Here is a 21,170-nt window from a genome sequence, read left to right on the forward strand (position 1 = left end):
GTTACTCCCAGCCCTCAAAGAACTTTGCACCGGCCTGTGCCCGCACGCGCTTGGCCGCATCCGATCCAAGTTCAGCAGCGTCAGAAGCAGAACCTTCTGCCGTCACTTCATGTGCCTCACGACCATCCGGCGTCAGGATCATGCCACGGAATGAGACTTTGTCACCGTCAACAATCGCAAGGCCTGCAATCGGCGTGCGGCAGGAGCCATCAAGGGTAGCGAGGAATGCGCGTTCGCAGGCCAGCGCCACATGCGTATCGCGATGGGCCAGCGGCTTCAGCAACGCATCGATCTTTTCGTCGCCAATTCGGCTTTCAATGCCAATAGCGCCCTGCCCCGGTGCAGGCAGGAACGTTTCAGGGTCCAGAATATCGGTAATCACATCGGCAAGGTCCAGACGCTTCAATCCCGCACAGGCGAGGAATGTGCCATCCACTTCGCCCTCTTCCAGCTTGCGAAGACGTGTCTGGACATTACCACGGAACATCACCACTTGAATGTCGGGACGCAGACGCTTGATCATGGCCTGCCGCCGCAGCGACGACGAGCCAACCACTGCGCCCTGCGCCAGATCAAGGAAGCGTTTTGATGTACGGCCAACGAAAGCATCGCGCGGATCTTCGCGTTCAAGAAAAGCAGAAAGATGAAGGCCCTCCGGCAGAACAGTCGGCATATCCTTGGTCGAATGCACTGCAATATCGATGCGGCCATCTTTCAGCGCCGCTTCGATCTCTTCGGTAAACAACCCCTTGCCGCCGATCTGCGACAAGGAACGGTCCTGAATGCGATCGCCAGCGGTGGACATCGGTACAATTTCGATAGCGTCTTCACTGAAACCATGCGCTTCAATCAGACGGGAGCGTGTTTCATAGACCTGAGCGAGAGCAAGCTTGCTGCCCCGAGTGCCGATCTTCAAGCTGCCAATCTTCAAGGATGCTGTTTGCATATCGCGCCGTCCATGATACCGGGTTTCCGGAAAATACTATGTAAAGTTTTGAGCCAGGCAGGGTCTAACCGCAAATGCGCATTCTTGGAATAGAGACAAGTTGCGACGAAACAGCCGCCGCCGTCGTTGAACGCGACGATAACGGTAAAGGCCATATTTTGTCCAATGTGGTGCTCAGCCAGATCGCCGAACACGAACCCTATGGCGGCGTGGTGCCAGAGATTGCCGCTCGCGCCCATGTCGAAGCCCTCGACCACCTGGTGGAACGTGCGCTGAAAGACGCCAACCTGACCCTCGATGAAGTCGATGCGATTGCCGCAACAGCCGGTCCCGGTCTCATTGGCGGGCTGATTGTTGGCCTGATGACCGCCAAGGCAATGGCTATGGCTGCAAACAAGCCGTTTTATGCGGTCAATCATCTGGAAGGTCACGCGCTTACCGCACGACTGACCGACAATCTGGCATTTCCCTATCTGCTGCTGCTTGTTTCAGGCGGTCATACGCAGATGGTTCTCGTGCGTGGCCTTGGCGATTACGAGCGGCTCGGCACAACAATTGATGATGCTTTGGGTGAAGCTTTCGACAAAACGGCTAAGCTGCTCGGCCTGCCTTACCCCGGCGGTCCAGCCGTTGAGCGCATGGCATTGCAGGGCGACCCCAAGCGGTTCCCGCTGCCAAGACCACTCAAGGGCGAAGCGCGGCTCGATTTTTCCTTCTCTGGCCTTAAAACTGCTGTACGTCAGACCGCAACGGAGCTTGCTCCGCTTTCCGATCAGGACGTAGCCGATATCTGCGCATCGTTTCAGGATGCCGTTGCTGACACATTGTCGGATCGCGTCAAGCGCTCGCTCGAACGCTTCAGGCAAGAGTTTCCCGACTGCGTAACCCCTTCGCTGATCGTTGCAGGCGGCGTTGCAGCTAACAAGACGCTGCGCGCGTCTCTGGAAGCGCTTTGCGAAAAGCACGGTTTCAGCTTCATCGCGCCTCCGCTCAATCTTTGTACCGATAATGCGGCGATGATCGCATGGGCGGGAGCTGAACGTGCCGCAACCAAAGGCCCTGATTCGCTTAGTCTCGCGCCACGCTCGCGCTGGCCGCTTGATGAGAAATCCGCGCCCATGTTCGGTACCGGACGTCGTGGGGCAAAAGCATGAGTGAGCGGGCGAAAATCGCCGTCCTTGGCGGCGGTGCATGGGGTACGGCACTTGCAGCCATGGCAGCCATCAGCGGCCATGACACGTGGCTTTATGCCCGTGATGCCGAAACGGTTGAACATATAAACGCTGAGCGCCGCAATCCTGCCTATCTTGGTGAGATCGAATTGCCGGAAGGCATCCAAGCCAGCACCGATGCCCAGGCCGCTTTCCGAAATGCCGATATCGTTCTTGTCGTCGTTCCGGCACAGGTCATGCGCAAAGGACTTCTGGAATTAAGCGGCCTTATTCCGCAATCAGCACCCGTCATTTTGTGTGCCAAAGGCATTGAGCGCGAGACCGGGCGACTGATGTCGGAAGTGGTGGCGGAAGTTCTGCCCAATCACACAATCGGCGCGCTTTCCGGTCCGAGTTTCGCAACCGATGTGGCGCGCGGCCTGCCAACAGCCGTGACGATTGCTTGCGAAGATGCAGCGATAGCAGACCGACTTGCGGCAACGCTTTCAGGCCCTGCTTTTCGCTGTTATTCGACGACTGATCTTAAAGGCGTTGAAATTGGCGGCGCGCTTAAAAACGTTCTGGCTTTGGCCGCAGGTGCTGCCATCGGGCGCGGCTATGGTGCCAGCGCTCAGGCAGCACTCGTCACGCGTGGTTTTGCAGAATTGCGTCGTATCGGGCAGGCCATGGGTGCAAAACCTGAAACGATCATGGGGCTTTCAGGCCTCGGCGATCTGATGCTGACCTGTTCTTCATCGCAATCGCGCAATTATTCCTATGGGCTTGCGATCGGACGCGGTGAAGACCTTTCCAATCGACCATTGGCTGAAGGCGTGGCAACGGCCCCAATCGCTGCCGAACTTTGCGAGAAATACGCGATCCCTGCGCCAATTATTACGGCTGTTGCAGCGCTTCTTGCCGGAACAATCACGATTGATGAGGCCGTTACAGCCCTTCTCAACCGACCACTCAAAACCGAGGATTAAAGCATTTCCAACAAAAGTGCGAAGCGGTTTTGTGTAGGATAATGCTCAAACAAAAAGGTTAGCGAACAATGCTTTTTGCTCTTCTGTGCAACGACAAGCCCGACCATCTGCAGGTACGCCTTGATACGCGCCCGGCCCATCTCGACTATCTCAAGGGTCTTGGCGATGGATTGAAATTCGCGGGTCCCTTCCTTGGTGAAGATGGCAAGCCGAATGGCAGCCTCGTGGTTGTTGAAGCAGCCGACAAGGCAGAGGCCGAAAAGATCGCCGCCAATGATCCTTATGCACTGGCAGGTCTGTTTGCCGATGTGACCGTGCGCCCGTGGAACTGGGCCATCAACAATCCTGCGAACGCTTGAAGGTAGCATGATGGCTTACTGGCTGTTTAAGTCCGAACCATTCAAATGGTCATGGGAAATGCAGAAAGCCCGTGGCGAAAAAGGCGAACAGTGGGACGGCGTGCGCAACTATCTGGCACGCAACAACATGCGCGCCATGAAAATCGGCGACAAAGGCTTCTTCTACCATTCCAACGAAGGTCTGGAAGTGGTGGGCATTGTCGAGATCTGCGCCCTTTCGCATCCCGACAGCACCACCGATGATCCGCGCTGGGATTGTGTGGATATCAAGGCAGTGCGCGATGTGCCGAAGCCTGTCACGCTCAAGGATGTGAAAGCCAATCCAAAGCTCGAAAAGATGGCGCTCGTCACCTCTATGCGCCTTTCGGTACAACCAGTAACGGAAGATGAATGGATCGAAGTTTGCCGCATGGGCGGGTTGGACATTAAAGATATCTGATGCATGTCTTTATCCCAAAACCGGTTTCCTCTTTTGGGAGACATGCTTGATGCTCGATCCGGCACAGAAGAGCACGCGTGATTTCATATTGGCCAATACTGGCCTGCAAGCGCCGCCCCATGTGCCGGAAATCGAACTCCATCTGGCCGATGAAGCCCACGACCTCTGGCACAGAACTGAGGAGGAACTGGCAACCATCGGCCTGCCCCCGCCTTTCTGGGCTTTTGCCTGGGCGGGCGGACAGGGTGTTGCGCGCTATATTCTCGATCATCCAAATGCCGTTGCGGGCAGAACCGTGCTGGATTTCGCGTCGGGCTCAGGACTGGTTGCTATTGCATCGATGAAGGCAGGCGCTACAAGCGTTATCGCCTCAGATATAGATCCCTTCGCGCTTCCGGCGATTGCTATCAATGCAGCCGCAAACAGTGTTGCCATCACACCGACACTCACCGATCTGATCGATCAGGATCATGGCTGGGATGTGGTGCTTGCAGGTGATGTTTTTTATGAAAAGCCGCTCGCTGATCGCCTGATCCCATGGTTTTCAAAGCTCTCAGCGCGTGGTGCCCGCATCATTGTTGGTGATCCGGGCCGCGCCTATCTGCCGAAAGAGCGACTGGAACAACTCGCCGTCTATACAGTGCCTGTTACGCGTGCGCTTGAGGATGCTGAGGTCAAGCGCACAACGGTTTGGGCATTTATTTAATCAAGCAAATTTTTTCGCACCCGCTACACAAAGCACAACCACGCCAGCGGTCAGCACCATACCCATACTGACTGGTTCACCGGCAATGGATGCTGCCAGCATCAGGCCGAAGAACGGTTGCAGAAGCTGGAGCTGTCCAACGGTGGCTGCACCGCCCTGTGCAAGCCCGCGATACCAGAAAAAGAAGCCAATCAGCATTGAAAACAGCGTGACATAGGCAAGCCCGCCCCATGCCATCGCGCCAATGCCAGACCATACTGCAGGACGCGTCAGAATGCTGAATGGCAGCATCACCGGCAGCGAAAAGACCAGCGCCCAGCAGATCACCTGCCAGCCACCCAGCCTGCGCGAGAGGCTGGCACCTTCCGCATAGCCAAGTCCGCAGACAATGATTGCACCCAGCATCAACACATCGCCGAGCAGTGTGGACTGACTGCCCTGCCCATAAGCGTAGGATGCAACGATGAGACCGCCTGCGACCGAAAACAACCAGAACATCGGACGAGGATTTTCACCCCCGCGCAGCACGGCAAATAATGCCGTCGACAATGGCAGCAGGCCGATAAAGACGATCGCATGCGCTGAGGTCATATGTTGCAGCGCTATACCGGTCAGCAATGGAAAACCAACAACGACACCAAGTGCCACAATGATCAGCGAAAGAACGTCTTTGCGACGCGGAAAAGGTTCACGGAAAGCGAGCAGAAGTATCAAGCCCAGAAGCCCGGCAATCGTCGCTCGCGCCATGGTCAGAAAAGTCGGATCGATATCGATGACCGCCAGACGCGTTGCGGGCAAGGACCCGCTAAAAATCAGAACCCCCAGAAATCCATTAATCCAACCCGCGGTCTTGTTCATTCTGTCTTTTCGGCCTTCTAATAACTCATGCAAAGCATTCCCAGCGTAACGGCATGCGGTTTACGTTGGATAATGCGTGAAAACAAACAATTGAAGCAGTTCCTACAATTCCGTTTTGGTTGAAACCGCTCTAGATGATTCCGGTACAGTGCCGCGAATTCGGCTAAATAATCAGAGACAATTACCGGACAATTTTGGTAAACTGTACTGATACAAAGGATAGTACAGATGATTTCGACAGGCCTTTTACGCAGCCTTGAGGCTGTAGAGGCCGCCTATCTCGGCGGACAAAGCGAGCGCAGCGATGAAAAAGCCGCGCCCGAAAAAATGCCGCTCGTTGAAAAGGTCATGACCATCATTCGGGATCGTATAGCGGCGATGAGCCTTGCTCCGGGTGCGCGTCTGCCGTCGATACGCCGTTTGGCCGAAACCATGCATGTTTCGAAATCTACTGTCGTGGAAGCTTATGACCGTCTGGTCGCGGAAGGCATCATCCAGTCACGCCGTGGTGCCGGTTTCTATGTTTCCGATCGTGCGCGCCAGCCCTTTACGCTTGCGGATGTTGCTCCGCACAAGGACCGGCAGATCGATCCTTTCTGGGTCATGCGCCAATCGCTGGAAGCTGAAAGCAAGACCTATAAACCCGGTTGCGGTTGGTTGCCCGATGAATGGCTGCCATTGGAAGGCATTCGCCGTGCCATGCGCACCATCGCGCGCGATGAAGACAGCAATCTGGTTGCTTATGGCGAGCCTCTCGGCTTTCGCCCGCTGCGCAATCATCTGGCGCGCAGATTGTCTGAGCAGGGCATCGATATTTCCGGCGGCGACATATTGCTGACCGATTCCGGCACACATGCCATTGATCTCATCTGTCGCTTCCTGTTGCAGCCCGGCGATACCGTACTGGTGGACGATCCCTGCTATTTCAATTTTCAGGCGTCACTGCTTTCCCATCGCGTCAAGCTCATCGGCATCCCCTATACCCAAACTGGCCCCGATCTTGAAGCTTTCGCAAATGCAGCCGCTGAACACGCCCCCAAACTCTATATTTCCAATGCAGGTCTGCACAATCCGACAGGTGGAACCATGGCACCCGCCACGGCGCACCGTTTGCTGAAGCTCGCGGAACTGCATGATATCAAGCTGGTGGAAGACAATATCTTCGGCGATTTCCATCCTTCACCCACACCGCTTCTGGCTGAACTCGACGGCTTTGATCGCGTGCTGCATATCGGCAGTTTCTCCAAAACCCTCTCGGCTGCAGCACGTGTCGGCTACATTGCCGGCCGCCGTGACTGGATCGATGGCCTCACCGATCTGAAGCTCGCCACCTCTTTCAGCAGCAATGTTCTGTCGGCCCAGATCGTGCATGCGCTTCTGACCGACGGTACCTATCGCCGCCACATTGACAGTCTGCGTGCAAAGCTTGCCGATGCCATGACCATGACCGCAAAACGGCTCAGGGCAACCGGACTTGAACTCTGGACCGAGCCGCAAGGCGGTGTCTTTCTATGGGCAAGACTGCCCGAAGGCATGGATTCCGGTCAGATTGCCCGTTATGCGCTCGAAAAGGGTGTCGTTCTCGCACCCGGCGACGTCTTCAGCCCGTCCCGCAGTGCAACACGCTATCTGCGGTTCAATGTTGCGCAATCAACGGAACCCTATATCTTTGCCGTTCTGAGCGATGCGATGCGCGAAGCATCGACATGATTGCATTAACCCGTTCACGTCGAAAACAACTTCAACCAAAAACCATGCAGTCAGTCGCCCCCTGAGGGATATACTCGCCCCCTGTCTTTGAGGAGAGACATCGGGAGGGATCAACGTGAATACACACCCAACCGGGATGGTGGCCAGTCCACGTCCCGAAGATGAAAAACTATCTGTTGCGGCCAATCTCGCTTATGGCTTTCAGCATGTTCTGACCATGTATGGCGGTATTGTTGCGGTACCGCTCATCATCGGTCAGGCAGCAGGTCTGACGCCCAGCGAGATCGGCCTGCTGATTACTGCATCGCTTTTTGCGGGCGGCGTCGCAACCGTTCTGCAAACAATCGGCATTCCGTTCTTCGGTTGCCAGCTTCCACTGGTTCAGGGCGTATCGTTCGCAGGCGTTGCCACGATGGTCGCCATCGTCACGTCTGCTCAAACGGGCGAGGTCGGGATACAGCTCATACTCGGCGCGGTGATGGCCGCATCCCTGATCGGCTTTCTCATCACGCCGATATTTTCACGCGTCACGCGGTTCTTTCCACCACTTGTCACCGGTATTGTGATTACGACCATCGGCCTCACATTGATGCCGGTTGCCGCACGCTGGGCAATGGGCGGGAACAGCAAGGCGCCAGATTTCGGCAGTATGGGTAATATCGGCCTTGCCGGACTCACCCTTTTGATCGTGCTTTTGCTGAGCAAGGTCGGTAATGCCACGATTTCACGTCTTTCGATCCTGCTCGCCATGGTCATTGGTACAGGGATTGCATGGGCGATGGGTATGACCGACTTTTCCCGCGTATCTGAAGGGCCGGTGATGGCGTTGCCTGAAATCTTCCATTTCGGATGGCCGATTTTCAGCATTGCTGCCACACTGTCGATGTTCATCGTCATCATCGTAACGCTGGTGGAAACTTCTGCCGATATTCTGGCAGTTGGCGACATTCTGGAAACCAAGGTTGATTCCCGCCGCCTGGGCGACGGCCTGCGTGCCGATATGGCATCAAGCATTCTGGCACCCGTCGTTGGCTCTTTCACACAAAGCGCATTCGCACAGAATGTTGGCCTTGTGGCCGTAACCGGTGTGAAAAGCCGTTATGTGGTGGCAACAGGCGGTCTCATTCTGATCACGCTCGGTCTTCTGCCTGTGATGGGACGCGTGATTGCCTGTGTGCCGCCTGCGGTGCTGGGTGGTGCCGGTATCGTGCTGTTCGGTACGGTCGCCGCAAGCGGCATCCGTACGCTTTCAAAGGTCGATTATCAGAACAACATCAATCTGATCATTGTGGCGACTTCCATCGGCTTCGGCATGATCCCGATCGCAGCACCAGAATTCTACCATCAGTTCCCGGCCTGGTTTGAAACCATTTTCCATTCTGGCATCAGCTCTGCCGCTTTGATGGCAATCGCACTCAACCTGATGTTCAACGAATTCAAAGGTGGGAATTCAGACCAGATGTCAGTTTTTGCGGAAGGCACAGAGCGCATCATTCGTCACCATCAGATCGCAGAACTGCATGACGGCGACTATATCCAGAACGGTAAGCTCTACGATGCCGAGGGCAACGAGGTTAAAATCGTGCCAGCAGCTGCGGCAGCACACTAGAGCGCATCCCATAAAGTTTGAAACGGCTTTCGGACAAGATCCGCGTTGGCCCTGAACTCAATTACGATTTCAGGGCCGACGCACTAATCAACGCAGAACGCGAACCACCGTTCTATTGGTCAAATGCGGCAAGAGGCGCGCCATGTCGGCGCGCTTCAATGCTATACAGCCCTCGGTCGGGCTGAAACCGGAACGACTGAGATGAAAGAAGATCGCACTCCCGCAGCCACGTCTGCGTAGGCTGATGTTCCAGTCCATGACGATGCAGACATCGTAGACATCGTCATTGCGCCACATCTTCTCATGGCTGGCTTTGAAGGGCAGATTGACGGGACGGTTATAATTGGCGTCATTTGGCGCATCGCACCAGCCATCCAGTTTGCGCACGCGTCTCACCGGCAGGCGGGACAAAGGCAGGCTGCCGGCATCGCCGCGGCGATAGCCATAGAGCAATCGCATGGACGAAAGAGGCGTCGCGCCGTCGCCCTCGCGCTTGAAAGCACTGATTCCCCCCTTGCCAAGCGCGCATTCCAGCACCAAATTGCCAGCAGCAAGCAGGCCGCGCGTCTTATGGCCGGGCTTTGCCCGTACATCGATGATGCCAATTCCGCGGCTTTTTTGATTTCTGGTCAAGCCTGCCTCCTCAAATGCTGACTGCTTGAAAACTTTTGGTGGTATACCCGAAAAGCTCTCGCGTTTTTTCACGGCTTCAACTTATCGCCATTAAATGTCATAAAACACGAACAACTATTTGAATCAAAGAGTAACGAGGACAGGCATGACAGGTCGTACAATACTGATTGTGGACGATGACGAAGATCTCCGTTCCATCCTCGTCGAACAGCTGGAGCTGTGCGAAGAGTTCCAGATTCTCCAGGAAGACAATGCCACGAAAGGCATCCAGACCGCGCGCAACGGCGTCGTCGATTTGCTGATCATGGATGTCGGCCTGCCGGATATGGATGGTCGCGAGGCGGTAAAGCTTCTGCGCAAAGGCGGCTTCAAGGCCCCGATCATCATGCTGACGGGTCACGATACGGAATCAGACACAATCCTCGGTCTTGAATCGGGTGCGAATGATTATGTCACCAAGCCGTTCAAGTTTGCTGTTCTCCTTGCTCGTATCCGCGCGCAGCTGCGCCAGCATGAGCAGAGCGAAGACGCGACTTTCATCGTCGGACCTTACACATTCAAGCCCGGTCAGAAACTGCTTCTCGATGAAAAGGGCAGCAAGATTCGCCTGACTGAAAAGGAAGCAGCGATCATCAAGTATCTCTATCGTGCGGGTGACAAAGTCATTGGCCGCGACGTGCTGCTTGAGGAAGTCTGGGGCTACAATTCCGGTGTCACGACTCACACGCTGGAAACCCACGTCTACCGCCTGCGCCAGAAAATCGAGAAGGATCCGTCAAATGCGTCGCTTCTGGTTACAGAAAGCGGGGGATACAAACTTGTCCCATGATGGACAGCGCCTGATGCGGGTGTAATGACAAGCTATGGCGCTCGATGACGATATTCGCATTCTCGGCTCAGTAGGCCTGTTCGAGTCATTCACACCCGAACAGTTGCGTCTGCTCGCCTTTGGCGCAGAGCGACTGGTGCTGCGTGCCGGTCGTGAGCTTTTCCGCGAAGGCCAAAGTGCTGACTGCGGCTATATTGTCGTGTCCGGCAACATTACCCTGTTTCACGATGCAGACGAAGGGCGGGTCGCGATCCGCCCTGTCGGCCCCGGTGCGATGCTGGGTGAAATGGCGCTCATTGCGCAAACCACGCGCCTTACAGGGGCGATGGCTGAAGAGGAGACGGAAGTCATCCGCATCAGCCGCGCCATCTTCCGGCGTATTCTGGAAGAATATCCGGAAGCCGCCGCCTCGCTGCATTCCCACATCAGCCAAAACCTGCTGCAATTGATCAGAGACATTGAAAAAGTCGCCCCGCGCCTTGGCAGCGACGACTAATTATAATTGTAGCTGCCGTTCAATGCCGATTGCGTCGAGAAACGCCTGATCGTGGCTTACCAGCAATAACCCTCCCTCATATTCATTGAGTGCAGTTTCCAGCGCCTCAATGGAATCGAGATCAAGGTGATTGGTCGGCTCATCGAGAATCAGCAGTTCCGGCTTAAGCGTACCTCCCAGAACGCAGGCAAGAGCTGCACGTAACAACTCGCCACCACTTAAGCCTCCGGCAAGACGCGAGGCGCTCTCACCACGAAATGAAAAGCGTGCAAGTGCTGCATGTGCATCATTATTGCTTGCGCCCTTGTTCAGTCGACGGAAGTTCTCATAAAGCGTCGCGTCGCGATCAATCAGGCTCATCTGCTGGTCGAACATTGCAATTGGGACGAAGCGCCTGATTTCTCCCGCAATTGGTTGCAGATCACCGGTTATCAAGCGCAGAAGCGAGGTTTTACCCGAACCGTTCGCACCGCGAATGACGATGCGCTCGGGCCCGACAATCTTCAGCGAGAAATCACGAATGATCGGATGCTCAGACACCGGTCCGCCCGAAACATTCTGCATTTCCAGAACCACGCGTCCTGAAGGCGACAGCGATGCATCCACATTGAAACGCATGGGCTTCACGCGTTCGACCTTCGCTTCGGCTTCGCGCAACTGGCTTTGGGCACGATCTGCATTGCGTTCAGCAAGTGCATCACCGCGGCCACCGGTTTTCTGTGCCCTATCCTCTCGGGCATCGAGCATCAGCTTGCTCATGCCTGCATCAGCACGAGACTTGCGCCCTCGTGCATCGCTCTTTGCTTGCCGTTCTGCGGCTTCCTGCGCCTTCAGCCTGACCTGTTTCACATCACGTTGGGCAATCTCCAGATCGCGGATAGCCCCCTCCCGCTCCTGCTCCTTGCGCGCGTGGTAGAAATCCCAATTGCCGCCATAGAGCGTCAACGTGCCTTGTGAAAGCTCAGCGATCATATCCATGGTCCGCAACAATTCGCGATCATGGCTGACAACAACGGCAGCGCCCTGCCACTTCGCAAGCATGTCAGCGACAGTCTGACGACCATCGCGATCCAGATTATTGGTCGGTTCATCCAGCAAAATGAGATCAGGCTCTTGAAACAGAAGTGCCGCAAGCGCTGCTCGCGTCTGCTGCCCACCGCTTAATGCGGAAAGCAATGTTTGCGGCTCAAGCGCAAGCCCAAACATCTGCAAGGCTTCATCAAAGCGATGCTGCAAAAGCCAGTCTGCCTGCTCGAAATCGGTATCAGCACCCTGCCCCACTTCAATACGCGCAAGCATATCGAAAGCATCGCGCGCACCAAACAGACCGGCCAGTGTCTGCTGACTATCACTGCCGATATTTTGCTGAAGCACGCCAATCCGGCCACTGCGCGTGACTGTTCCGCTCAAAGGCAACAGATCACCGCTCATGATTTTCAGCAGCGTGGATTTGCCAATGCCATTGCGCCCGACAAGCCCGATACGGCCTTCGGTTACGCTGAAATTGATACCTGAAAAAAGACTACGTCCATCAGCTGTGACGCAGGAAACATCCTGAAGTGTAAGAAGAGAAGACATGAAGAGTCCTGGAAACGTTGAAAACACTGGTCATCTGAAACAGTGCTGTACGATCCATTGCTCATCTCTCCTCTTTCGAACTTGGTTCTATATATGCTGACGAAGCTGATTAATCCAGATCAAACGTCGCGATGACCGGCACATGGTCGGAGGGACGCTCCCAGCCGCGCGCATCACGCAGAATTTGCAGCTCCTTCATATGAGCTTCGAGATCAGCAGAGCCCCAGATGTGGTCAAGTCTGCGACCACGGTCAGCGGCGTCCCAATCCTTGGCGCGATAGCTCCACCACGTATAAATTTTCTGGTCAGCGGGAATGACCTGACGCATCAGATCGCTCCAGCCGCCTTTCACACGCAGGTCTTCCAAGGTTGTCGTCTCAATCGGCGTGTGGCTGACAATCTTGAGAAGCTGTTTATGCGACCAGACGTCGTTTTCGAGCGGTGCGATATTGAGATCGCCAACCAGAACCGACGAATGCCCATCCTGCCGATCGGCTACGATGGCCCGCATTTCCTCAAGAAAACCAAGCTTATGCGCAAATTTCGGGTTGATTGCCGGATCGGGTTCGTCACCACCGGCTGGCACATAGAAATTATGAATACGAAGCTTCTTGTTGCCGGCTTCCACAACGGCGCTGAGATGGCGACAATCGCCCATCTCGCAAAAGCCGATTTTCTCGACACCACTCAGCGGACGCCTGGAAATGGTTGCGACGCCGTGATAGCCCTTCTGACCACTGATCGCGATATGCTCATAGCCGAGCGCACGGAACCCCTTGGAGGGAAACTGATCGTCTGGGCATTTGGTTTCCTGCAGACACAGAACATCCGGCTGATAATCGCTCAGAAACTGCTCGACCAGCGGCATGCGCAGACGAACGGAATTGATGTTCCAGGTAGCAACAGAAAAGGTCATGGGAAAAGACTCGCGGACGCTCTAACTATTTGTTGTTACGCATTGTCCGGCGCAAAACCGCTTCGCACTTTTGCTGGAAATGCTTTGAGATGGCCGCGAACCTAACGATTTATCCGACAAATGCAAATATCCCGCCGCAATTAACCGGAGGATTACTGACCTTTTCGCTTCATCGCGATGCGCTGATAATCGATCTTGAACATATCATCGGTGAAGCGAACGCCGCTGCGCACATTAAACACCATGATTGTGGTGTCGAGGCCCTGTGCATCGGTGATGGTCCACTGCTTGAGATCCATGGTCTTCGGCTCAAACATCATGGTAATTCTGGAGCTTCCAAAGGCTGTCTTGTCGCCTACAACAAGCGTCGTCATGTCCGGGTCCTGCTTGACGCTCTGAAGACGACCGCCGCCAAGATCGATACGATCAGCAAGCAGCATTTTCAAAGGCGTGGTGCCCAGCGCATACATATCCCAGGTGTCGAGCTTGCGGTTGTTGATGACAACCTGATTGCCGTCTGAAATCACCCGTATCGGAGATTTATCATAGTTGAAGCGGATTTTGCCCGGTCGTTCCAGATAGAAAGTGCCACCAGTCTGCTCACCCTTGGGGCCGAACTGCACAAATTCACCGGTCAACGTACGCAAGGATGAAAAGTGATCGGCAATTTTTTGAGCCGCAGCGGCACTTCCCGCACCCTGCGCCTGAGCAATGGACGGTACAAATGCCGGAGCTGCCACGCCAAGAAACAATGCTCCCAATCCGAGTACGGCTGCAAAGCGGCTGGCTTTCGCAAATGCGGAAATACGGGAGAACATCATCGGCAAACTCTCTGTTTTCATCATCTTCTTAAAATAATCCGGCAGTTAGGCACCAGTGTGGCAACTGAAAACCGATGAGATTTGAATCCTAAAATTCGTCATCACCGGTTGGCACCAGTATTTCGCGCTTGCCCGCATGATTGGCGGGACCCACAATGCCTTCTTCTTCCATACGTTCGATAATTGAAGCGGCGCGATTATAACCAATGCCAAGACGGCGCTGGATGTAAGACGTGGAAGCTTTCTTATCGCGCAACACGACTGCAACCGCTTGATCGTAGGGATCGTCGGAATTTTCGAGGTTCGAGGTTCCGGCCGGACCACCGCCTTCATCCTCGTCATCATCTTCAGTGATGGCATCGAGATATTCCGGCACGCCCTGAAGTTTCAGATGCTGGACAACCCGTTCAACTTCGTCGTCTCCGACGAATGGACCATGCACACGCTGGATGCGTCCGCCGCCTGCCATGAACAACATGTCGCCCTGACCAAGCAACTGCTCGGCCCCCTGTTCGCCAAGAATGGTGCGGCTGTCGATCTTGGATGTGACCTGGAACGAGATACGGGTCGGGAAGTTGGCCTTGATCGTGCCGGTGATAACATCCACCGAAGGACGCTGCGTTGCCATTATGACGTGGATACCAGCCGCACGTGCCATCTGCGCAAGACGCTGTACCGTGCCTTCGATGTCCTTGCCTGCAACCATCATCAGATCGGCCATTTCGTCGATAATCACGACAATATATGGCATTGGCTCAAGATCGAGCTGTTCGGTTTCGTAGATCGCTTCGCCCGTGTTGCGGTCAAAGCCGGTCTGCACAGTGCGGGCGATCTGCTCACCCTTTTTCTGCGCCTGACCAACACGCTGGTTGAAGCCGTCAATATTGCGGACGCCCACTTTGGACATCTTGCGATAACGATCTTCCATTTCGCGCACAGTCCACTTGAGCGCAACAACGGCCTTCTTCGGATCGGTAACAACCGGTGTCAGGAGGTGCGGAATGCCATCATAGATGGAGAGTTCCAGCATCTTCGGATCAATCATGATCAGACGGCATTCCTGCGGCGTCATACGATAGAGCAGCGACAGGATCATCGTGTTGATGGCGACCGATTTACCCGAGCCGGTCGTACCAGCAACCAGCAAATGCGGCATCTTGGCAATATCGGCAATCACCGGTTCGCCATTGATGGTTTTGCCGAGTGCAAGTGCAAGCTTGGATTTCGACTGCTCGAAGTCACGACTTGCCAGTATTTCGCGCAGGTAAACCATCTCACGCTTCTGGTTCGGCAGCTCAATGCCGATGACATTACGGCCGGGAACAACGGCCACACGGGCAGCAATCGCGCTCATTGAGCGAGCGATATCATCCGCCAGGCCAATCACACGCGATGATTTGATGCCGGGTGCCGGTTCAAGTTCGTAGAGTGTTACTACCGGACCGGGCTTTACGTTGATGATCTCGCCGCGCACGCCAAAATCTTCCAGCACACCTTCAAGCAGACGCGCATTCTGCTCGAGCGCATCCTTGGAAAGCGATGAATCGCGCTGAACCAGCTTGGGTTCAGCCAGATAATGCAGAGACGGCATTTCAAACGCGCCGCCTTCTTTGAGGAAGGATGGCTGTGCTTCGCGCTGAATACGTGCACCGCTCTTTGGTGCGGGCGCACGTTCACCAACGCGTGCCTTAGCGCGTTGTGGTGGTGCATCATGCCATTCTTCGCCTGCAAGCGGTGCGGCTTCCATATCGCCGTCAAAATCCTGATCAGTATCGAATGGCGGTTCAGCAGACGATGCGCCATTAAAGCCCGGATCACGCCGCGCGCTGTTGCGGGTTTCAGCGCTGCGACGCACGCTGCGCATATCGCCATATTCGTCTTCGCGCGGTTTACGACGGTTGAGGCCTGTGAGCCGCTTGAAAGTCGCTGATGCGCTGAGCATCGTATGTGTCAGAGCGCCAACATACTGCGAAATACCACCCGATGAGCTGTCATCTTCTTCATCGTCACTATCCGCAAAATCATCTTCAGCCGTTGCACCGCGTGCAGCTGAGGCGTCGTCCAGCGCCGCACGGCGACCAACAATCCCGCTCGCAAACAGGCAAAGCCACAACGCAGGAAATGCAAGCACCAGTGCGATGCCAGATGCAATGGCACCTTGCGGAAATGCCCCCAGAAACAGCCCGGGAAAGCGCAGCATCATGTCGCCAAACACGCCACCAAGACCGATAGGCATTGGCCAGCTTTCCGGCACAGCAAAGCAGCTTGCAATGGCTGCAAACAGCAAAGCGGCCCCCATCCATGCAAAGCTGCGCTTCGCGATCCGGCTTATGCCGCCGCGTGTCATGAGCAGAAGTGACCAGATAACCAAAGGAAGCAGCACCGGAACACTCGCAAGGCCGAAGAACTGCATCGCGAGGTCGGAGAATACGGCACCGGGATAGCCGAGCGCATTGGTAACGGGATTATCCGTCGCGTGGCTCAGGCTTGGATCGGCAACATTCCACGTCGCAAGCGCACCCACAGCCGCAGCGGTCAGCGAAAGCAACCCCAGCCCAAAGAGGATATAAAACTGCCTGCGGAAGATATTGGCCAGTTTAAGCCTGTCTTCCGAAATCCGCTCGTCACGCAGCGGGTATGAGGGCGAATATCCTTGCCGCATAAAGCCTGTCCCGAACCATGTTTTGTTGCCGTCTGGCTGTTAAGCCGCGGGCGCAATGAATCGGGGTGATCCTAATGGTGCGATGGTTAATTCCCCATTAACCATGCATCCTCATACACAAAGAAATAACGAGGGAAATGCGGGCGAACAAAAATGGAAGTGAAAAAGGCGCGGTTTCCCGCGCCTTTTTCCTGTTGAGACAACTCTGTTCTACTGAACAGACTCGCCGTGCAAAGCGATATCGAGGCCTTCCATTTCGGCCTGCTTGCTTGGACGCAGCCCCATGACGGCCTTGACCACATAAAGGATGATTGCCGTTGCGACCGCCGTGTAGACAACAGTGATCGCAGCGCCGAAGAACTGCTTGCCAACGGTTGCGCCTTCGCCAGCCGCATTGATCGTAGCATCCGCAAAGACACCGGTCAGGATCGCACCGACAAAGCCGCCAACGCCATGGACGCCGAATGCATCGAGCGAGTCGTCATAGCCAAGCGCATGCTTGATCTTGACCGCTGCAACGTAACAGACAGCACCAGCGATAACACCCAGAATGAGAGCGCCCGTTGGATTGACGAAGCCAGCAGCAGGGGTAACCGCAACCAGGCCTGCAACAGCACCCGAAATGATGCCAAGAACACTTGGCTTACCGGCAATCGCCCATTCCGCAAACATCCAGGCGAGAGCCGCACCAGCGGTCGCAACCTGCGTGTTGAGCATGGCAACAGCTGCAAGGGAGTTTGCACCAGCAGCCGAGCCCGCGTTGAAGCCGAACCAACCTACCCACAGAAGAGCAGCGCCGATGACCGAGAGAACGAGGTTATGCGGCGCCATGTTGGTCTGGCCGTAACCGTCACGCTTGCCAATGATGAGCGCTGCAACGAGGCCTGCAACACCGGCGTTGATGTGAACAACTGTACCGCCGGCAAAGTCGAGAACACCATCAGAACCGAGGAAGCCGCCGCCCCATACCCAGTGAGCAACCGGAATATAGACGATAAACAGCCACAACGTCAGGAAGACGAGCATGGACGAAAACTTCATGCGCTCAGCAAACGAACCAGCAATAAGTGCCGGGGTGATGATCGCAAAAGTCATCTGGAAGACAATGAAGAGATATTCCGGAATGGTCCCCGTGAGCGAGTCCATCGTCACACCGGAGAAGAATGCCTTGGAGAGACCGCCAATATAAGCATTCATGGAGCCGCCATCTGTGAAGGCCAGCGAATAGCCCGCGACCATCCACAAAACCGACATGAGGCAAGTGACGGCAAAGCTCTGCATGACCGTCGAAAGTACGTTCTTCTTACGCACCATACCGCCATAGAACAGCGCCAGGCCCGGGATGGTCATCATCAACACGAGCGCGGTTGAAGTCAGCATCCAGGCCGTATCGCCGGTATCAAGGGTCGGTGTCGGGGTGGGCGCGGCTGCATCCTGTGCCAGTGCAGTGCCTGCAAGAACGAGCAGTGCTGGCAAGGTGGCCAAAGCCGTTTGCTTGAATCTTCCTGTTATGAGCATCGAGTATCTCCGTCGAATGGCGGCTTCAAACGCGTCTGCGCTGAAAAGACCGGTTCAGACTGAGAGAAACAAAAATCGTGCCAGTTGCGCCGACGGCTCCGCTAAAATGCAATTTTTCTGATATTCGATGCCCGGCATATGATAAAAATGCGGTATCAGTTGCCGCATTTTCGCCCAGAATGCGGGCTTTTCAATAAAAATTGGAGCCTCACTCGGTTCGTAAAAAAATCGACATAAAAAATTGAGCGGCTTTCTGATGACAGAAAAACAGCTCTAAGTGATTCATCGGATTCAGCTTTTGCCTTTCAGGTAAGGGCAGCCTGAACCGTAAATGCATAAAATTTAATCGCACCTTTTATCAATGATTAAAATATAGTCATTTATCTTTTTCATGTACACGAATAAGCCCCTCCTGCGCAACGGACGCGATCAAAAGGCCGTCACGCGTATAAAGCGCGCCGCGATTGAAGCCGCGTGCGCCGGAAGCACTTGGCGTGTCTTGCGTGTACAAAAGCCAGTCGTCGAGCCGACAAGGGCGATGAAACCACATAGCGTGATCAAGGCTCGCCACCTGCAAATCGCGATCGAAAATGGTGCGCCCATGCGGATGAAGTGATGTATCGAGCAGCGTCATATCAGACAGATAAGCGAGGATTGCCGCCTGCAACGCCCGATCGTCAGGCACGATGCCGCGCGCGCGCACCCAGACATGCTGGCTTGGTGGTAGTTTTTCGCGCGAAAAATAGTGCTTGAGCGAAACCGGCTTGATTTCAATAGGTCGTTCCTGTTCCCAGTATTTGCGCACACCAGCGGGAGCCAGATGGAGATATTCTTCTTTCAGATCGTGATCGCCCACCAGTTGCTCTGGCATCGGCAGATCTTTCGGCATGTCAATCTGATGATCCAGACCGCCCTCATCGAGCTGAAACGATGCCGAAAGCATGAATATGGCCTTGCCATGCTGCTTTGCCAGCACCCGGCGGGTATTGAAGCTTGAACCATCGCGAATACGATCGACCTCATAGATGATCGGGATTCCCGGATCGCCCGGACGCACAAAATAGGCGTGCAATGAATGCACCTGCCGATCCGGCTCAACCGTTCGCTGTGCAGCAATCAGCGCCTGACCGATCACCTGCCCGCCGAACACGCGCTGCCAGCCGACCTGCGGGCTGATACCGCGGAAAAGATCCATTTCAAGCGTTTCGAGATCAAGCGTGACCAGCAGCTGTTGCATGGCAGCGGTTTGTGCGCTTTTCAATACACCCGGTTTTTCATTATCGGACCCAGTCTTTTCGTTATCGGACCCAGTCTTTTTGTGATCTGACATGGACAGCCTGTCTCCTGAAATCCTATATAGGCAATATATTCTCGGTGAACTGTTTGTGCCTGCACAAGAGAAACTGTCAAGTCAAAGCCTTATATGCTTCACCGAAGGCTGATCAGAATATCCGAAAGGAAGAAGCGATGTCTGCCGGAGCCAAGCAAAAAACAACGGACAAGAACGATCTGGTTATAGCGGGTGGAGGCTATGTTGGCCTTGTGACTGCTGTTGCTGTGAAGTCTGCGGCGCCGCATCTTTCTGTGACGGTTATTGATGGCGCGCCAGCTGGCGCATGGAAAAAAGATCCGCGCGCATCATCCATTGCTGCCGCTGCGTCCCGGATGCTCGACAAGCTTGGCTGCTGGCAGGAAATCGTCACCGAAGCCCAGCCCATCACCGAAATGGTTGTCACTGATTCCCGTACGTCCGATCCCGTGCGCCCCGTGTTCCTCACCTTCTCAGGCGATGTGAACCCAGGCGAGCCTTTCGCACATATGGTTGAAAACCGTGTTCTCAACACAGCACTGCACAAACAGGCAGATAAGCTCGGCATCACCTTCATCGAAGGCATGAGTGTCGAGAATTTTGAAACCAACCCCGAATCCGTGACTGTTAAACTGGCAAATGGCGAGACGCTTACCACTCGCCTGCTGATTGCCGCCGATGGCGCAAAATCGCGCCTGCGAGACATTGCAGGCATCAAGACGGTCAACTGGGACTATGACCAGTCCGGCATCGTCTGCAACGTTGCTCATGAACGTCCGCACGGTGGTCGCGCCGATGAACATTTTCTGCCAGCCGGCCCCTTCGCGATTCTACCCCTCCCGGGCAATCGCAGCTCACTCGTCTGGACAGAGCGCAGAGCAGATGCAGAACGTCTGATCCGTGAAGATGATTTCATTTTCGAGGCAGAACTCGAACAGCGTTTCGGCCACCGCCTTGGCGCACTGACTGTCGAAGGACCGCGCCGCGCCTTTCCGCTTGGCCTGACGCTCGCCCGTGAATTCGTGAAGCCGCGCTTTGCGCTTGTGGGTGACGCTGCACACCGCATCCACCCAATTGCCGGTCAGGGCCTCAACCTTGGTTTCCGTGATGCGGCAGCCATTGCCGAAGTCATTGTTGAAACGGACCGCCTGGGTCTCGACATCGGTTCCTTTGCAGCCCTTGAACGCTATCAAGCATGGCGCCGCTTCGACACGGTGCAGATGGGCGTCACGACCGACGTGCTGACCAAGCTGTTCTCCAACGACAATCCCGCTATTCGTACGATCCGCGACATCGGCCTTGGCCTTGTCGATCGTGTACCAAGCCTCAAATCCTTCTTCATCAAGCAAGCAGCAGGACTTTCAGGCGATACACCGCGTCTTTTGCAGGGTGAGGCGATTTAGAGCATAATCCGACCGGAGTGAAACGAGGGTCGATCTGTTTCAATCAGGTCGGCGCTCTAAAGCTAAAACCTCACCAAAAGAGGTCCTCACTTTTCGGGAATAACTCCATTCTCCCCGATGGCAACCGCTTCAACGTCTGCTAGAAAAAAGCGGGTACTGGTGGTCTTTTTGAATCCGACATTTGTCTGGCATCTGTAACCGAGGGATACAAATGCCGAAATCAGGCCACTAGCTTAAGCGT

19 protein-coding genes are annotated in these 21,170 nt (G+C 55.0%); 10 read left to right on the top strand and 9 right to left on the bottom strand.

Features of this window, described 5'->3' with window-relative positions; all coding sequences use genetic code 11:
• Position 1: 1 nt before the first annotated feature.
• Positions 2–946 (bottom strand): hydroxymethylbilane synthase, encoded by a 945-nt coding sequence (gene hemC, locus CEV32_RS17440; RefSeq protein WP_094578394.1) that lies wholly within the window; start codon positions 944–946, stop codon positions 2–4.
• A 74-nt stretch (positions 947–1,020) separates the two neighbouring features.
• On the opposite strand from hemC, the gene tsaD reads away from it, so the two are divergent.
• From tsaD to CEV32_RS17465, 5 genes are all read left to right on the top strand, one after another.
• Entirely contained in the window at positions 1,021–2,100 is a 1,080-nt protein-coding gene (tsaD, locus tag CEV32_RS17445) for a tRNA (adenosine(37)-N6)-threonylcarbamoyltransferase complex transferase subunit TsaD (protein WP_094578395.1), read from the top strand.
• Positions 2,097–3,083, top strand: coding sequence for an NAD(P)H-dependent glycerol-3-phosphate dehydrogenase (locus CEV32_RS17450; RefSeq protein ID WP_094578396.1), 987 nt, complete (start codon positions 2,097–2,099; stop codon positions 3,081–3,083). The genes tsaD and CEV32_RS17450 overlap by 4 nt, the downstream gene beginning before the upstream one ends.
• Positions 3,084–3,151: 68 nt before the next feature.
• Complete coding sequence (locus tag CEV32_RS17455; protein ID WP_094578397.1) at positions 3,152–3,442, top strand: YciI-like protein; 291 nt, start codon at positions 3,152–3,154, stop codon at positions 3,440–3,442.
• 10 nt (positions 3,443–3,452) lie between these two features.
• On the top strand, positions 3,453–3,881 hold the full coding sequence (locus CEV32_RS17460) for an EVE domain-containing protein (protein WP_094579146.1): 429 nt from the start codon (positions 3,453–3,455) through the stop codon (positions 3,879–3,881).
• 49 nt (positions 3,882–3,930) lie between these two features.
• Positions 3,931–4,587: a class I SAM-dependent methyltransferase gene (locus CEV32_RS17465; protein ID WP_094578398.1), complete on the top strand. Its 657-nt coding sequence runs from the start codon at positions 3,931–3,933 to the stop codon at positions 4,585–4,587.
• On the opposite strand, the gene CEV32_RS17470 is transcribed toward CEV32_RS17465, so the two are convergent.
• The gene (locus CEV32_RS17470; RefSeq protein ID WP_094578399.1) at positions 4,588–5,445 is read right to left on the bottom strand and encodes a DMT family transporter; all 858 of its coding nucleotides are present in this window, start codon (positions 5,443–5,445) and stop codon (positions 4,588–4,590) included.
• Between the two features lie 228 nt (positions 5,446–5,673).
• Here CEV32_RS17470 and CEV32_RS17475 point away from each other — a divergent pair, with 228 nt between their 5' ends.
• Together CEV32_RS17475 and CEV32_RS17480 are read left to right on the top strand one after the other, a co-directional pair.
• A complete protein-coding gene (locus tag CEV32_RS17475) occupies positions 5,674–7,155 on the top strand; it encodes an aminotransferase-like domain-containing protein (RefSeq protein ID WP_094578400.1) in 1,482 nt (493 codons plus the stop codon).
• Between the two features lie 136 nt (positions 7,156–7,291).
• Positions 7,292–8,764: a nucleobase:cation symporter-2 family protein gene (locus CEV32_RS17480; RefSeq protein ID WP_208620879.1), complete on the top strand. Its 1,473-nt coding sequence runs from the start codon at positions 7,292–7,294 to the stop codon at positions 8,762–8,764.
• 87 nt (positions 8,765–8,851) lie between these two features.
• Here CEV32_RS17480 and CEV32_RS17485 read toward each other — a convergent pair whose 3' ends face one another.
• Positions 8,852–9,397, bottom strand: coding sequence for a L,D-transpeptidase family protein (locus CEV32_RS17485; RefSeq protein ID WP_094579147.1), 546 nt, complete (start codon positions 9,395–9,397; stop codon positions 8,852–8,854).
• A gap of 145 nt (positions 9,398–9,542) precedes the next feature.
• Here CEV32_RS17485 and CEV32_RS17490 point away from each other — a divergent pair, with 145 nt between their 5' ends.
• Complete coding sequence (locus tag CEV32_RS17490; RefSeq protein ID WP_094578402.1) at positions 9,543–10,226, top strand: response regulator transcription factor; 684 nt, start codon at positions 9,543–9,545, stop codon at positions 10,224–10,226.
• A gap of 34 nt (positions 10,227–10,260) precedes the next feature.
• On the top strand, positions 10,261–10,722 hold the full coding sequence (locus CEV32_RS17495) for a cyclic nucleotide-binding domain-containing protein (protein WP_094578403.1): 462 nt from the start codon (positions 10,261–10,263) through the stop codon (positions 10,720–10,722).
• On the opposite strand, the gene CEV32_RS17500 is transcribed toward CEV32_RS17495, so the two are convergent.
• From CEV32_RS17500 to tesB, 6 genes are all read right to left on the bottom strand, one after another.
• Entirely contained in the window at positions 10,723–12,300 is a 1,578-nt protein-coding gene (locus tag CEV32_RS17500; RefSeq protein WP_094578404.1) for an ABC-F family ATP-binding cassette domain-containing protein, read from the bottom strand.
• A gap of 109 nt (positions 12,301–12,409) precedes the next feature.
• Positions 12,410–13,216: an exodeoxyribonuclease III gene (gene xth, locus CEV32_RS17505; protein WP_094578405.1), complete on the bottom strand. Its 807-nt coding sequence runs from the start codon at positions 13,214–13,216 to the stop codon at positions 12,410–12,412.
• Positions 13,217–13,368: 152 nt separating this feature from the next.
• Positions 13,369–14,037 carry an outer membrane lipoprotein carrier protein LolA gene (locus tag CEV32_RS17510; protein ID WP_208620880.1) on the bottom strand — a complete coding sequence of 223 codons (669 nt, stop codon included), beginning with the start codon at positions 14,035–14,037 and terminating at the stop codon, positions 13,369–13,371.
• Positions 14,038–14,125: 88 nt separating this feature from the next.
• The gene (locus CEV32_RS17515; protein WP_094578407.1) at positions 14,126–16,699 is read right to left on the bottom strand and encodes a DNA translocase FtsK; all 2,574 of its coding nucleotides are present in this window, start codon (positions 16,697–16,699) and stop codon (positions 14,126–14,128) included.
• 210 nt (positions 16,700–16,909) lie between these two features.
• The gene (locus tag CEV32_RS17520) at positions 16,910–18,217 is read right to left on the bottom strand and encodes an ammonium transporter (RefSeq protein WP_094578408.1); all 1,308 of its coding nucleotides are present in this window, start codon (positions 18,215–18,217) and stop codon (positions 16,910–16,912) included.
• 376 nt (positions 18,218–18,593) lie between these two features.
• Entirely contained in the window at positions 18,594–19,547 is a 954-nt protein-coding gene (tesB, locus tag CEV32_RS17525; RefSeq protein ID WP_094578409.1) for an acyl-CoA thioesterase II, read from the bottom strand.
• A 137-nt stretch (positions 19,548–19,684) separates the two neighbouring features.
• Between tesB and CEV32_RS17530 the strand changes: the two genes are divergently transcribed.
• Positions 19,685–20,929 carry a ubiquinone biosynthesis hydroxylase gene (locus CEV32_RS17530; RefSeq protein WP_094578410.1) on the top strand — a complete coding sequence of 415 codons (1,245 nt, stop codon included), beginning with the start codon at positions 19,685–19,687 and terminating at the stop codon, positions 20,927–20,929.
• Positions 20,930–21,170 lie beyond the last annotated feature (241 nt).

Source organism: Brucella rhizosphaerae, assembly GCF_002252475.1.
GTDB lineage: Bacteria > Pseudomonadota > Alphaproteobacteria > Rhizobiales > Rhizobiaceae > Brucella > Brucella rhizosphaerae.

Bases quoted from the DNA above. Each gene is read 5' to 3' on its own strand.
- hemC (WP_094578394.1), bottom strand. From the start codon at position 946: ATGCAAACAGCATCCTTGAAGATTGGCAGCTTGAAGATCGGCACTCGG.
- tsaD (WP_094578395.1), top strand. From the start codon at position 1,021: ATGCGCATTCTTGGAATAGAGACAAGTTGCGACGAAACAGCCGCCGCC.
- CEV32_RS17450 (WP_094578396.1), top strand. From the start codon at position 2,097: ATGAGTGAGCGGGCGAAAATCGCCGTCCTTGGCGGCGGTGCATGGGGT.
- CEV32_RS17455 (WP_094578397.1), top strand. From the start codon at position 3,152: ATGCTTTTTGCTCTTCTGTGCAACGACAAGCCCGACCATCTGCAGGTA.
- CEV32_RS17460 (WP_094579146.1), top strand. From the start codon at position 3,453: ATGGCTTACTGGCTGTTTAAGTCCGAACCATTCAAATGGTCATGGGAA.
- CEV32_RS17465 (WP_094578398.1), top strand. From the start codon at position 3,931: ATGCTCGATCCGGCACAGAAGAGCACGCGTGATTTCATATTGGCCAAT.
- CEV32_RS17470 (WP_094578399.1), bottom strand. From the start codon at position 5,445: ATGAACAAGACCGCGGGTTGGATTAATGGATTTCTGGGGGTTCTGATT.
- CEV32_RS17475 (WP_094578400.1), top strand. From the start codon at position 5,674: ATGATTTCGACAGGCCTTTTACGCAGCCTTGAGGCTGTAGAGGCCGCC.
- CEV32_RS17480 (WP_208620879.1), top strand. From the start codon at position 7,292: ATGGTGGCCAGTCCACGTCCCGAAGATGAAAAACTATCTGTTGCGGCC.
- CEV32_RS17490 (WP_094578402.1), top strand. From the start codon at position 9,543: ATGACAGGTCGTACAATACTGATTGTGGACGATGACGAAGATCTCCGT.
- CEV32_RS17495 (WP_094578403.1), top strand. From the start codon at position 10,261: ATGGCGCTCGATGACGATATTCGCATTCTCGGCTCAGTAGGCCTGTTC.
- CEV32_RS17500 (WP_094578404.1), bottom strand. From the start codon at position 12,300: ATGTCTTCTCTTCTTACACTTCAGGATGTTTCCTGCGTCACAGCTGAT.
- xth (WP_094578405.1), bottom strand. From the start codon at position 13,216: ATGACCTTTTCTGTTGCTACCTGGAACATCAATTCCGTTCGTCTGCGC.
- CEV32_RS17510 (WP_208620880.1), bottom strand. From the start codon at position 14,037: ATGATGTTCTCCCGTATTTCCGCATTTGCGAAAGCCAGCCGCTTTGCA.
- CEV32_RS17515 (WP_094578407.1), bottom strand. From the start codon at position 16,699: ATGCGGCAAGGATATTCGCCCTCATACCCGCTGCGTGACGAGCGGATT.
- CEV32_RS17520 (WP_094578408.1), bottom strand. From the start codon at position 18,217: ATGCTCATAACAGGAAGATTCAAGCAAACGGCTTTGGCCACCTTGCCA.
- tesB (WP_094578409.1), bottom strand. From the start codon at position 19,547: ATGTCAGATCACAAAAAGACTGGGTCCGATAACGAAAAGACTGGGTCC.
- CEV32_RS17530 (WP_094578410.1), top strand. From the start codon at position 19,685: ATGTCTGCCGGAGCCAAGCAAAAAACAACGGACAAGAACGATCTGGTT.